This window comes from Flavobacterium sp. 9R, assembly GCF_902506345.1.
In the GTDB taxonomy this organism is placed as follows: Bacteria; Bacteroidota; Bacteroidia; order Flavobacteriales; family Flavobacteriaceae; genus Flavobacterium.
Genome location: NZ_LR733413.1, coordinates 1034776 through 1048477 on the forward strand (window position 1 = coordinate 1034776; position 13702 = coordinate 1048477).

At 33.5% G+C, this 13702-nt stretch carries 14 protein-coding genes; all 14 read right to left on the minus strand.

What is annotated here, in order from left to right:
* Positions 1-23 precede the first annotated feature (23 nt).
* The 14 genes from FLAVO9AF_RS04600 to FLAVO9AF_RS04665 all read right to left on the minus strand — a co-directional run bounded on the left by FLAVO9AF_RS04600 (position 24) and on the right by FLAVO9AF_RS04665 (position 13630).
* Positions 24-1856, minus strand: coding sequence for a hypothetical protein (locus FLAVO9AF_RS04600; RefSeq protein ID WP_236552272.1), 1833 nt, complete (start codon positions 1854-1856; stop codon positions 24-26).
* A gap of 41 nt (positions 1857-1897) precedes the next feature.
* Positions 1898-2389, minus strand: a complete 492-nt coding sequence (locus FLAVO9AF_RS04605) for a hypothetical protein (protein WP_159685039.1) — start codon at positions 2387-2389, stop codon at positions 1898-1900.
* Positions 2390-2421: 32 nt separating this feature from the next.
* A complete protein-coding gene (locus FLAVO9AF_RS04610) occupies positions 2422-2958 on the minus strand; it encodes a mechanosensitive ion channel family protein (RefSeq protein ID WP_159685042.1) in 537 nt (178 codons plus the stop codon).
* Between the two features lie 10 nt (positions 2959-2968).
* The gene (locus tag FLAVO9AF_RS04615) at positions 2969-3550 is read right to left on the minus strand and encodes a Maf-like protein (protein WP_159685045.1); all 582 of its coding nucleotides are present in this window, start codon (positions 3548-3550) and stop codon (positions 2969-2971) included.
* Positions 3543-4469, minus strand: coding sequence for a geranylgeranylglycerol-phosphate geranylgeranyltransferase (locus tag FLAVO9AF_RS04620; RefSeq protein WP_159685048.1), 927 nt, complete (start codon positions 4467-4469; stop codon positions 3543-3545). Before FLAVO9AF_RS04620 ends, FLAVO9AF_RS04615 begins: the two co-directional genes overlap by 8 nt.
* Positions 4470-4494: 25 nt before the next feature.
* Complete coding sequence (gene miaA, locus FLAVO9AF_RS04625; RefSeq protein WP_159685051.1) at positions 4495-5430, minus strand: tRNA (adenosine(37)-N6)-dimethylallyltransferase MiaA; 936 nt, start codon at positions 5428-5430, stop codon at positions 4495-4497.
* A gap of 151 nt (positions 5431-5581) precedes the next feature.
* Positions 5582-6943, minus strand: coding sequence for an exonuclease domain-containing protein (locus FLAVO9AF_RS04630; protein ID WP_159685054.1), 1362 nt, complete (start codon positions 6941-6943; stop codon positions 5582-5584).
* A gap of 73 nt (positions 6944-7016) precedes the next feature.
* Positions 7017-7676, minus strand: coding sequence for a YggS family pyridoxal phosphate-dependent enzyme (locus FLAVO9AF_RS04635; RefSeq protein ID WP_159685057.1), 660 nt, complete (start codon positions 7674-7676; stop codon positions 7017-7019).
* Positions 7677-7906: 230 nt separating this feature from the next.
* Positions 7907-10150, minus strand: a complete 2244-nt coding sequence (locus FLAVO9AF_RS04640) for a M1 family metallopeptidase (RefSeq protein WP_159685060.1) — start codon at positions 10148-10150, stop codon at positions 7907-7909.
* A gap of 61 nt (positions 10151-10211) precedes the next feature.
* Entirely contained in the window at positions 10212-10715 is a 504-nt protein-coding gene (locus FLAVO9AF_RS04645; protein WP_159685063.1) for a DUF6702 family protein, read from the minus strand.
* Positions 10712-11476, minus strand: a complete 765-nt coding sequence (locus FLAVO9AF_RS04650; RefSeq protein ID WP_159685066.1) for a hypothetical protein — start codon at positions 11474-11476, stop codon at positions 10712-10714. Before FLAVO9AF_RS04650 ends, FLAVO9AF_RS04645 begins: the two co-directional genes overlap by 4 nt.
* Entirely contained in the window at positions 11445-12173 is a 729-nt protein-coding gene (locus FLAVO9AF_RS04655) for a hypothetical protein (RefSeq protein WP_159685069.1), read from the minus strand. The genes FLAVO9AF_RS04650 and FLAVO9AF_RS04655 overlap by 32 nt, the downstream gene beginning before the upstream one ends.
* Complete coding sequence (locus tag FLAVO9AF_RS04660; protein WP_236552273.1) at positions 12160-12882, minus strand: carboxypeptidase-like regulatory domain-containing protein; 723 nt, start codon at positions 12880-12882, stop codon at positions 12160-12162. Before FLAVO9AF_RS04660 ends, FLAVO9AF_RS04655 begins: the two co-directional genes overlap by 14 nt.
* Complete coding sequence (locus tag FLAVO9AF_RS04665) at positions 12872-13630, minus strand: carboxypeptidase-like regulatory domain-containing protein (RefSeq protein WP_159685072.1); 759 nt, start codon at positions 13628-13630, stop codon at positions 12872-12874. The genes FLAVO9AF_RS04660 and FLAVO9AF_RS04665 overlap by 11 nt, the downstream gene beginning before the upstream one ends.
* Positions 13631-13702 lie beyond the last annotated feature (72 nt).

Sequence of the window (13702 nt, forward strand, 5' to 3'; positions counted from 1 at the left end):
AGTTTCACCCAACGGATTATTCTTTACTTGTAAATTACTGTTCGAGGTTTATTCAACTCAAAATCAAGTAAGCCAAAATCACCGGTTTCAAAAGCATTCGTTCTTAGGTTTTTATCATCAGGACCAAAAGTAGTTGGATAGTAAGCAAACGACAACTGAAAGGAGCTAAATACCAAATAGTCGTTATTAATGATAAAACCCAATCCAATACTAGAGTAGGTTTGATTCTTCAAGTTTGTTTTTTTATCATTTCCGATGACTCCAATGGTATAATTAAAAAACGGATTCAAACGAAAACCCCAGAGATTCCAAGGGGAATAACTTTGTGTTTGCGCACTAAAAACCATCTTTTTGGTTCCATACAAGGCATTGTTGAATCCGGGAATTCCATTTTCACCATTTAAAGTGATTTGGTCTCCAGTTGACGCCAATCGGTGGCTACCTATGACGACTCGTTGTTTTAAGAACTGTCTGATTTTCCAATCGCCAATTTCGTATAATTTGGTAAAGTAATTGGCTTGAAATGTGAATGCTGATTGAGATGTTTTGGAATTCTGAAAAAAAGCTCCCCATTCGGCATTTAAGCTAAAGAATCCCCAACGATAGTAATTTCCAAACGAAGCTCTTGAGCCTACATACAACTGCCCAATATGATTTTTTCTTTGATATCCCGTGGTCAAACTGTAGGCTTTTCCAATAGGTACATCTTCTATAATTCCGTTGTTGAATAAATAGCGTTCTTGGATAAAGTTTCTTGCATTGATACCAACACTTGTTAGCAGTAATTTTTCGTCTGTATAAAATCCAATGCTGTCATAAGCTACAAGAGGATTTTCTAAAAAATTGATGTTCAGAAAACGCCCAGCCACAATCAAGTTGGTGATTTTACTTTTTTCTGAATTGTCGTTATCCAGCGAAAAAGCATGTCCAAGCCAATAATCATCAGTATTGTATTTGAAGCGTTGTTGTGCAAAAATACCATTTTTATCAGCCAAAGTATCTTGTATGAAACGTTGCTCGTAAAGTATACCGCCTCCCAATTTGGTCAAAGGAGAAACAAATAATCTAGAAGCTTCTAAGCTCCTGTTGTAATTGCTTGATACCTCTTTTTGATTGGTTGCTTGTAATTTGATGAACGTTTTTCGGAAATTATTTACCGTGTATTGCAACAAATGACCGTTTTGACCATCTTTGAAACGATTGGTATATTCCCCCCGAATTTCGTGACCTTGACCGAGAAAGTTACGCTCTCTAAGTTTTAGGGTTGTTTCAGTATTGCTGAAAGAAGCATTTGGAATTAAACTCCAAGAATCCAAAACTTGAATAAAAATATCTACAAACTCAGGATTTTCGGTTACAATTTCCATATGTATTGCCACACTGTTGACAAAGCGTTGTGTTCGAATCAAACGCATACTTTCTTTAACCATTAAGGAATCTAGTGGTTCATTTTCGTTGATAAGCAATACCTTGCGGATAGTATAGTCTTTGGATTTTAAGTGTAATTTGTTGCCCCATTCCTCAGCAGTATTTAGAACCTTTTGAGAGGTGGTTGTGTCGATATTTTGTACGCTTTTTCCAAAAGGGTCAAGAGTAGTTATTGTAATGCTTCTAATTATTTTGTCTTGATACGGACTATAATTTATTTTGCTAACCTTTTTTTTGGGTAGCTTTGGTTTTATGGGTCTAAAAATTAAGCGATGCAAAAAACTAGTAGCTTTTTTCTTTTCAGAAAATTGTTGGATGTTTTTGTAAATTTTGGCACTATCCGCTTTTGGTTTTTCTTGTTGCGAATAACTCAACTGAAATGAAAAAAACAGTACAACTAGTAAAGCAAAATTTCTTTTCTTAAGCATAGTCTGTACTGTTTTTATAGTAGTTTAAATAGGAAGAAATCTTAATCTCTTCCTCTTCCGTGATTTTCTTTATCTTGATGTTTTCCGTGACCTCTATCATTATGGTCATCACGGCGATTGTCATGACGCTCTTCATAACGATGTTCCTCTTTGTAATGTCCTCTTGCTTTTTGAGGTTTTCCTTTGTATCCTTTGTAATACTTTACTTTGTGAGCATTGTAATATACATAAGGAGTGTTTCCTCTATAATTGGTTAAAGGCACTTTATATCCGCGATACAAATCATAGTTCCTACAATAGCTTGGCAATCTGTGTGAACGTATCCATCGTCCGTTACCAAAATAAATGTATTCTCCTTTGCGAATATCAAAATAAATTTGGATATCAGGTAAAAAATAATAAGCTACGTTGTCATAACCCACAGGGCCCCAGGCCGGTGGTGTACCAATATTAACGTTAATTGAAACCTGAGCTTTGGTAGCAGTTGCTCCAAAGAGTAAGATTCCAATAATAAATAATTTAATTGCTTTCATTGTATTTAGATTTGGTTAATATTCATTATAATTTAATCTGTAAATTCATTATTGGTATCGGAGGAACTCTTTTTTACGATTGAAATTCCTTTTTGGAAAAATAAATTATTGGGATAAATAACCATTTCACCTTCTTTGGACCGGATAGTTACGTGAAAAGCACCAATATCTTCAATTTCTCCCTCAACGAGGTATTCTTTGTCGTGTATTAAAATAATATCACCAATTTTGAAAGGAAACGAAAAGAACAAAATAATTCCCGCAGTGATATTGCTCAAAATAGACCATTGTGCAAACATAGCGACACCAATAACTGTTGCTACTGATGAAATGGTAATAAAAATATCTTTGGGTTGTACTCCCCAAATTAATATTAAGGTAATAACCGCTAAAATATTAATCAATATATTAATGTACTTGATGACCAAGTTAGTTCTTCTCTCAATTATTTCGCTCGTTTTTGCATACTTTCTTATTAGTTTTGCAATCAACGTTCGAGCTAGAAAAACAAGGAGTAAAAGTATTCCTGTACTAATTTCTTCCTTAAGATATTGATTAAAAAAGTCCATAATTTTCAACTTAAAGTTTGTTTAGATAGTCAAATACTTTATCGGTTGGCATTCCCATTACGTTAGTATATGACCCTTCTATTTTTGATACCCCAATAAATCCAATCCACTCTTGAATTCCATAGGCTCCCGCCTTATCAAAAGGTTGGTAATTGTCTAAATAATATTGAATTGCTTCGTCACTCAATGCATTAAATGTGACTTTCGTGGTCTCCGAAATGACTTCTGTTTTGTTTTTTGTTTTGAAACATACCGAAGTGATGACCTCGTGTGTGTTGTTTGATAACGACTTCAAAATTTCAAAGGCCTCTTGTGCATCTTTCGGTTTTCCTAATGGACAATTTTTGTGCCAAACAATTGTGTCACTTGTAATCAGAAGGTCGTTATCTTGTAATTCGTCCTCAAACGCATTGGCCTTCAGTATAGATAGGTAATTTGTTATTTCTTCAGCTTTTAGTGTTTCTGGAAAAATTTCTTCTACTTCTTTGAGCCGAATTTCAAAATCCAAATCTAAGTCTTTAAAAAATTGTTGCCTTCTTGGAGAACCAGAAGCCAATATAATTGAATAAGCGGACAATTTTGATTTAAGCATTTTGTTGTATATTATAATTAAGAATAGGCAATATAAAAATTCCAAAAAATACAATCCATTTAAGAACGGTACTTATGTGATGGAATTCGGTTTTTGTTTTTGCAGTCGTAATTTTTATAGTGCAATATAAAAAAGGAGCAATAATAAAAACCAAACTGTAAATAGTGATGAGTTGTAAATCGTTTAAAACAAAATAGTGATACATATAATTGAGAAATAACCCGATAGGAAGAAGACTCAATAAAGCGACTACTTTGATAGTTTTTGAAATGCCTAAACGAATAGCCAACGTACCCATTCCTTGATGGTAATCTCCCTCTATATCTTCTAAATCTTTAACCATTTCTCTAATCAGATGCAATAAGAAAGCAAAAGCGGCATAATCCAGTAGTATGCTAAAAACTTGTCCCATTTGGCGTTGATTTTCGGCATTAGTTACTGGAAAAATATCAAAAACACCAATGATTATCACGCTTGAAGCAAGTATCAAAGCTACTATTAAATTACCTATTACTGGCATTTGTTTTAATGTTGTTGCATAAAAATATAAACTTGCTGCTATTAATATGAAGAATGCTGCAAAATTAGGTTTGTCAATCACATTTGAGAGATAAAAACCTATCATTACTCCTGTAATCGTTAGTCCAGCGTACAGATTGTATGCTTCACTTTCTTTTATACTTTTTCCTACAATTACTTTTTCGGGTTTGTTAATGGCATCGGTATCTTGGTCAAAAATATCATTGATAACATAGCCACCTGCAGCAATCAAAAGTGTTGTCACTACCAATAAAATGTACTGAAAATTAGTTAATGCTAAATCGCAATTTTGTTCGTTCAAAAAACCAAAACGCAAAATTAATTGCATTAGTGCTAATAAAACCAGGTTTTGATAACGTATTACTTTTAAATATTTCATAATAATTAGAAAGGGTGTACAGATATTAAAGGGTTATACTTTGTTGAATTTGTGAATCAATATAGTCAGTGATTGTTGCTGTTGCCGTTTTAAAGTCAAACCACTGAGTATGTTCGTTTCTTTTGAACCAAGTGAGTTGTCTTTTTGAAAAACGTCGGGTGTTCTTTTTTATTTCTTCGATAGCAAAAGGTAAATCCCATTCGCCATCAAAATGACTGAACAGTTCTCGATATCCTACAGTTTGCAAGGCGTTTAACGATTTGTGAGGGTATAAATTATGAGCTTCTTCTACCAAGCCTTGTTGTATCATTATATCGACTCTTAGGTTGATTCTGTCGTAGATGATTGCTCTTTCTGCCTCGAGACCTATTAGAATTGGGTTAAAATTTCTATTGTTTTTTTGTTGATTTAAAAATGAAGAATAAGGTTTTCCTGTGCCTACACAAACTTCTACAAAGCGCATCATTCGTTGTGGATTGAGTAATGTTTGAGGATTTTCATTGTTTATTTTTTCATAATAAATAGGGTCTAAAGCCTTAAGTTGCTTTTGTAAATAGCTTATTCCATCAGTTTCATAATGAGATTGAATAGCCGTTCTTACGTTTGGGTCTATATCTGGAAAAGCATCAAAACCTTTTAAAACAGCATCTACATATAAGCCTGAGCCTCCAATTAATACCACATAATCATTGGTTTGAAACAATTCGTTGATTTTAGAAAGGGCTTCTCTTTCGTAATCTCCAACGGTATAATTCTCAAAAATGGATTTGTTTTGTATGAAATGGTGTTTAGCGGCTCTTAATTCTTCGTTGCTAGGCACGGCTGTTCCTATGGTCATTTCTTTGAAAAATTGTCTGCTGTCGCACGAAATAATTTCGCAATTGTAGTGCTGCGCAAGTTGAATACTCAAAGCGGTTTTGCCAATAGCTGTGGGTCCTATAATGGTAATTAAATGTTTCATTTTTTTTAGCCCTGATGGGAATGAAAACCCCGGAGGGATTGGAGTTTGTTTTTCTTGGTAGAAAAGAGCGACCAACGGAAGCTCCTTTTATGCCTTAGAAAAACTACTCTAATCGCGAGGAGTTGCAATGTACAGCAGGAATAGCTCTTTATTAAAAGTGGATAATCTTTAGTGTTTTACTTTTTCGAATTTGGCTTTGAATTATATTTTTAGCATCTCGATTGTTTTGCATAGGCACTAAAATATTTTTTAATATTTCTGGATTTGTAATCTGATAATTTAAATCATAAAAAGCATATCCTTTGTAAATTCCGTTTTCAATAAGTACTGCGGAACGCTCGCTGATGTTGCGACCTTTGTCTATTACAATCATATTTTGCGTCTCAAAATCATTTTCTTTGAGGAATTGATGTACCCTTTGATTGTATTCCTCGGGTGTGATTTCTCCTATGCAAGCTCCGTCACATTCTTTTATGCCGTATTGAAAACATTCTTTTTTGGATTGATACAAGCCTGTCAATTTTTGACACAAATGATATTTAGTTGTAATCTTGAACAAGGTATTTTTGGCTTCCTGCAAAGAAGAAAATGAAGTGATTTCTTTTTTACGTCCATCGTATTTTTGAATTTTTAGATTCAAATAACCATTTTTATCTTTCTCACTATAAAGTGCTAATTGAAAAATACTTTTGCGTTGTGCACGGTTCAATATGGGTTTGTTGACTTTTATTTCTTCACTTTCCTTAAGCAATGCAATCAATTCGCTTCCTGTTTCTTCATAAGTTACGGCAAAAACTTCGGTTTGAATTTTTTTGCACTTATTGGATTTTCCAGTAAAATGTTGGTTGATTCTCTTTTTTATATTTCGGCTTTTGCCAATGTAAATTAAGTTGCCTTTGTCGTTATGGATGTAATAAATTCCGGTTCTAGAAGGCATACTTTGTACAATATCCAAGAGTTTTGGAGCGATTCCTTTTTCGATTTCGGTTTTGATTAGCTCTTTTATGATTGTTTTTTCGACATCTTTTTCGAGTAATAACTTAAAGAGTTTTACGGTTGCCATAGCGTCGCCACTCGCACGATGTCTATCTGCCATTGGAATTCCCAATGCTCGGACTAATTTTCCTAAACTATGAGAAGGTTGTTCGGGTAATAGTTTTTGAGACAATTCAACAGTGCAAAGTGTTTTTAGATTGAAATCATACCCTAATCTGCGAAATTCTGTTCTTAAGATTCTGTAGTCAAAACTGGCATTGTGAGCGACCAAAACACAGTCTGTGGTGATTTCTATGATGCGTTTGGCAACTTCAAAAAATTTTGGAGCAGAACGCAACATAGCATTGTTTATGCCAGTAAGCTTTACTACAAAGGGTTGAATTGGAATTTCGGGATTGACGAGACTTATAAACTGGTCTACGATTTCGTGTCCGTCAAATTTATAAATCGCAATCTCTGTGATTCCTTCTTCGTTAAATTGCCCTCCTGTGGTTTCTATGTCAAGTATTGCGTACAAATTCAGTGTTCAGTTTACAGTTTTTAGTAATCAGTTTATAAATCTTAAATCTTTAATCAGGGACGGTATATAATTATCTTCCGCCAAAGATACTACTTCCGATTCTAACCATAGTGCTGCCGCATGCTATAGCTAATGGATAATCGCCTGACATTCCCATTGAGATGGTATTCAGGTGGCAGTTTTTAGGCTCCAGTTTTTGTAGGGTATCAAAAATAGATTTCAAATGGGTAAACTCTTTTTTGATTTGGTTTTGATTATCTGTAAAGGTAGCCATTCCCATTAATCCAACTATTCTAATATTGTTCATTTGATTGAAAGAAGTGGAGTTGAGTAAATTTTGTAATTCTACTTCATCCAGACCAAATTTTGATTCTTCTTCGGCTATATAAATTTGCAATAAGCAATCTATAATTCGGTTATTTTTTTGAGCTTGTTTATTGATTTCTTCTAATAATTTTAAGCTATCGATTCCATGAATTAATGTTACAAACGGAGCCATATATTTTACCTTATTGGTTTGAACATGCCCAATCATATGCCATTCAATATCTTTAGGCATTTGTTCCCACTTGTCGACCATTTCTTGGATTTTATTTTCGCCAAAAATGCGTTGCCCGGCTGTGTAGGCTTCCATTAAATCGGTTACGGGTTTTGTTTTTGAAACCGCTACAAGTATAACGTTTTCAGGAAGCGATTCTTTTATACTTAATAAGTTTTCAGCTATTGCCATTTCTTTTGTATTAATTCTTTTTAGCAAGTTTCCAGAATTTAGGAACACTAAGCAAACTTATTAAATTAATACTTGTTTTCCTCCTGCATGGTATATCTTCTTTGATGTGTTGTTGAAATTTATTGTTTTTTTAACGGTTTTTTTGTCACATCGTTTTTGTCAGACAGTCGTTGTTCTATAAAACTAAACAAGCCCGAATAAATCGGGCTTGTTAGTTTATGATATTTTACTTAATCAAATTTTGATTTTACTTCTGCTTTTGGCCAACTGTTGTTGGTAACATCAATGTCTGCAGTTTCTAATTTTGGGTCGATTTGTATTTTTTTAATTGCTTTTGAAGTAGCGTATACTTTTTTGGCAGTATCATTATTTTTTCTCCAAATTTGTGCTGGATATTTAAAGTTTTCAGTAGTACCATCCTCATAAGTTAATTCTACTAAAATAGGCATAATCAACCCACCAGGCTTGTTGAATTCTACTTCATAAAAGAATTTAGGTGCATTTAGACTTGCTTTTTCTTCTGCAGTCAATTTTTCATTTACATAGTCAGCTAGTAACTTGAATTCTTCAACTTTCAATGCTTTTTTATCTGATTCTTTTAATTCAGCATTTGTTCCTTCAACTAAGTACACAAATGGTCCTTTTTCTTCACCAAAACGACCTCTACGAACTTTTGCGTTTTTTAATTCGGTAGTTGGAGTATCAGTTACATAATATTGTTTTACTTCATTTATTCCTATGTCAACAAAATCGGTTGAGTAAAACCAACCTCTCCAAAACCAGTCTAAGTCAAATGCAGAAGCGTCTTCCATCGTTCTGAAAAAGTCTTCTGGAGTTGGATGTTTAAATTTCCAACGGTTTGCATAAGTTTTGAAAGCATGATCGAATAATTCACGACCCATAACTGTTTCTCTCAAAATATTCAATGCCGTTGCTGGTTTTCCGTAAGCATTATTTCCAAATTGAATAATACTTTCAGAGTTACTCATAATTGGCTCTAAGAATTTTTGGTCTCCACTCATATAAGGAACAATATTTTTTGCTGGCCCTCTTCTGGATGGGAAATTAGTACCTAATTCTTGCTCCGCCATATATTCCATAAAAGAGTTCAATCCTTCATCCATCCAAGTCCACTGACGTTCGTCAGAGTTAACAATCATAGGGAAGAAGTTATGTCCTACCTCGTGAACAATTACACCAATCATTCCATTTTTTACTTGTGGACTCGTTACGCCATTTGCGTCTGGACGACCAAAATTCCAACAAATCATTGGGTATTCCATTCCTTGGTCTTCTGCAGAAACAGATACTGCTTTTGGATAAGGATAATCAAAAGTATGTGATGAATAGCTTTTTAAAGTATGAGCAACGGTTCTAGTTGAAGTCTCTCCCCATAATGGATTGGCTTCTTTTGGATATACTGAAGTAGCCATTACAGTTTTTTCACTAAGTTTTACTGCCATTGCATCAAAAATGAATTTTCTAGAAGTGGCAATTCCAAAATCTCTTACGTTTTTGGCGCTAAATTTCCACGTTTTTTTTTTGGTTGAGAATCCTTTTTCAGCAGCTTCCGCTTCCGCTTGTGTTACGATTACTACTGGATTATCAAAACTCTTTTTAGCTAGCTCGTAACGTTTCATTTGCTCTGCTGTAAAAACTTCTGCGGGGTTCAATAATTCACCTGTTGCTTCCATCACGTGATCAGCGGGAACAGTAATGTTTACGTCAAAATTTCCAAATGGCAATGCAAATTCTCCGCTTCCCCAAAATTGTTGGTTTTGCCATCCTTCAACGTCATTGTAAACTGCCATTCTTGGATAAAATTGTGCAATTACATACAATTTATTGCCATCTTTTTCAAAGAATTCATAGCCTGAACGACCTCCATCTTGTTGGTAATTGTTGATGTTGTACCACCATTTTACAGAAAAAGTGATTTTTTCTCCTGGTTTCATTGGTGTTGGTAAATCAATTCGCATCATCGTTTGATTTACAGTGTATGTCATAGGATTGCCTTTCGCATCTTTTACATACTCTAACTTAAATCCTCTATCTAAACCTTGTTTTAAGTACTCATTAGCGAATTTACTTGGAGCCATAGTCGTCTCAATTCGTTCACTCTCAGCAAGAGGTGATTGAGAGTTTTTTGCGGCTTGATTTTGGTCCATTTGTAACCAAAGGTATTCTAGTTTGTCTGGAGAATTATTGTAATAAGTAATGGTTTCTGCACCACTTAATCTTGAATTTTTATCATCTAATTCGATGTCTATTTTGTAATCAGCTTGTTGTTGGTAATAGGCTGGGCCTGGGGCTCCTGCTGCAGTACGAAACATATTAGGTGTAGCCAACAAATCATACATTTGGCTGAACTTATTGGTATCGTATTTACCTTGTTGTTTTGGTGGTGTTGGGGTGGTTTTTTCTTGGGCAAACAGCATTGCTGGAAAGAGTAGGAGTAGGGTAGCTTTTTTCATAAATAAAATAGAAATTTAAGTCCGTGAAAATAGCAATTTTAACGGAACTACTTTCTTTTTATTAGTACTTTAACATTTGTATCTTTGATGAATCGCTAAAGTTTAGGCTGTTTTTTGTGCCATTTGCTGTAAAATGCATGATGTTTTGTTGCTCTGAGTTCCAATCCATCAATAAAGAATTCTGAATGTTTAGGTTTTGAATTTTTGTAATTTCTTTAATTGTCAGATAAGTAACCAGAACATCTTCTTCAACCTCGCTTGATAGGTAGTTTAGTGATTGAGATTGTCCATTTACTTTTAGAATTAAATTTTCTGAAAAGTATTTTTTTAGCAAAAGCAGTTCTTCTGGTTTTTCAGTGCCTATTCCAATAGAAGTTCTTTTATGGTATTTTTTTTCTAAAGCTTTGTTTAAATCATCTAAGAAAATTCTAGAAGTGATTTGTATTCTCTTCTTTTCAGGAACAAATTGAACTTGAAATATAGCCACATAAAATTTATGCATTTCAAAGGACGAAAGGCTAATGGTTAAGAAGAATAGTCCGAAGAATAAAGCAGTTTTTTTCATTTTCCAAAAGTAGTTAAACTTTTAAATTCTTTGTTCTTGCTAATCAAAAAATCATACAACTGAAACGAATCGTTTTGAATCAAAATAGCTACAGCGTTTTTATCTGCTTCACAAAAAGAAAGAAATAAGATAATTTCTTCTTCTTTGAGCTGTAAGGTTTTTGAAAAGAAGTCAGTGTGTACTCTATTGATTACTTCTACATAGTAATTGATGGGTTTTTCTTCTCTCTCTTTTTGTAATGCTTTCTTTTTAAATAACTTTTTGACATCCTTAAAAAGTCGAACAAAGTCAGTTCCGTTAGCAATTGTTGTTGGTGGCATCAAAGGATTGGTAGGTGATGATTGAGCGTCATCATAGTATTTTCTATCGATATAATTTTGAAGATTGGGATTCAAAGGTCGAATCTCTTTTTGATTCAGAACAATAACTTCTTTTAACTCGTTATCAAATAATTCAAGTTCTATTTCTAAAAATGGAAGTTCGAAGTTTTTGCTGCTAAGAATTACTTTTTTTGGCATACAAGCTAAACTAGCAAACAGTAACGTGTCTTTAGGCTGAGCCAAAATTTCAAAATAGCCTTGCTCTGAAATTGCTGTTCTTGTTTTGGAACTCAAATTGACAACAGAACCATTCACAACAGCTCCCATACTATTGGCTACTTTTCCTTTTAAATTGCTTCTTTCTTGCGAAAAAGCGACTCCAAAAGCAAAAAAGAAGAACAAGATTAGTCTATAATTTTCCTTCATTGCTATTGAGTTCATTAAAAGTCGAGGCTAATTGAAGCATAGCCACCAGCATTTGGGCTTTATTATTGGTTTCTATTAACTTCGCAAAGCTTTTGTTTTCAATGCAATAATACTGAAAGGTGTTGATTTTGTCAGCTGCAATATGAAATGATTTTGTGTAAAAATCACTAGTAAATAAGCGTTTTAATTTGGCTAAATTGGTTTCTTTTTTCTCTACTTCTAGTTCTTTTTTGAGCATTTCTTTCCTGCCAGAAAGCATATTGATTAATCCTCCTATGCCGCCTGAGTTGGCTTTTAATCTTCTTTCAGCTACGGTATACGATTTTTGGTTTTTGGGTATAATTCCAAGGTCTCGAGCATTGATAGTAGCATATTGATTGATAATTACTTCGTCTAATTCGATGCCTTTTGGAATCATTTCAATGCTAATAAAGTCTTCACAAAAATCATTGGCTTGAATTACTTTTCGATAGGCTTCAAAACTTTTGGATGCAAAAAATAAAACATCGTTAATTTCTGCCTCAATAGTGAATTCCCCATTTTCATTTACTTTTGCGCTTTTTTCAGAATTTAAGTTGACTACTTCAATTTCTGTGAAAATACCTGAATTGGCCAAAATTCTTCCTCTAATTGTTTTCACCTCTTTTGCTTGACCTAAAATACATTGAGTCGCTAAAAAGAAAAAAAGCGTTTTCGTTTTATTTATTTTCATCTGAAATGATTTGGTTGTAGCGTTCGGCTAGTTTGATAATTAAAAACTCACTCATTGTTTTGTTTTTGGTCTTCATCGAGTTGACAAAAGCTTGGTCTTCGATACAATAATGTTGAAACCCTTTGATGTAATCTTTGGGAATTTTAAGTTTTTGTATGTAAAATTCCTCTTCAAAAAGGTATTCTATTTTTTCAAGGAGTTTTTCTTTTCTTTCTACTTGAACTTCTTTTTTGAGCATTGCAGTTCTTCCAGAAATACCATTTAAAATTCCGTCAAGGCTGCCTTTTGTGGCTGTTTGTAATTTTCTTTCGGCGGGTGTGAAATGTTTGGTTGCACTTGGAATGCCTAGTTTTTCTGAGGTAATTTCAGGATGACTATTGATGGTTATGTTTTTTAAAACGATACTTTTTAGGGTCATTTCAATTTTTAGCTCTTTATTCGAAAGGTCTGCTTTGGTAATGACTTTTGTTAAGGTTTCAAGATTGACGGCACTAAAGGCAATAATATCGCCTTCTTTGGCTGGAATATTGAAGTAGCCTTCAATTCTGCTTGTAGTGGCTTGGCGAGTAGTTTCGTTTCTGATGTTTACGCCATCAATAAAATTAGATTCTACCGAAATTCTACCCTGAATTGTTCGCTCATTGAGGGTTTGCCCCACGAAGATTGACGTCCAAAAAAGTAATATTAAAAAGGTAAAATTATTCTTCACTAGATAGGTTTTTGTTAAAGGTAACCGCTAATTCACTCATTAATAGCTCTAATAGTTGCTTGTTTCCAGAAGTTAAATAAGAAACTAAATATTGATTTTCGATACAAAAATATCTAAACGTATCTATATATGTTTTTGGAATTTTTAAATTCATCACATAAAAATCATCTTTATAAAGTGTTTTTAGCCGTTCTAATAAACGTTCTTTTTTCTCAATTTCAAGTTCTTTCTTTAGTTTTTTCGTTCTTCCTGTTATTTTGTTGATAATTGGGTCTAATGGTAAAGTGCCACCTAAGATACTCAAAAGATGAATGGGTTTAAAGTCTCCTGCGGTTTTTAAGCGTCTTTCAGCTGGAGTGTATTTTTTTTGATTTTCAGGAATGATACCAATTTTTTCAGCAGTAATTGCATTTTTATTGATAATCACTTCGTTTAAATCTATTGTTTTTGAAGTCATAGTTACGATTAAACTATTGGATTGGTACTCGCTTTTAGTTATTTTTTTTCTTTTCGTTTCTGTGTTTATTGATGAAAAATTCAAAATATCTCCCAATTGGCATTTGATGGTAAAACGTCCATTTGCATCAGAATTTGTTGTTTCGTTTGAGTTTTCATTTTTGACAAAAACATCTTCAATTTCTTTGTTGTTCAAGAAGACAGTACCAGATAGCATTATTTCCTTTTGCTGCTGTCCCTTAGCAATAGTTAGAATGGCTATTTGAAAAAATAAAGTCAACCAAAATTTCATTCCAGCTTTTAAATTGAATTGTGGTAAAAGTATTTCAATCCGTTGCCAAATAATTATTAAGGCCTTGGTAAA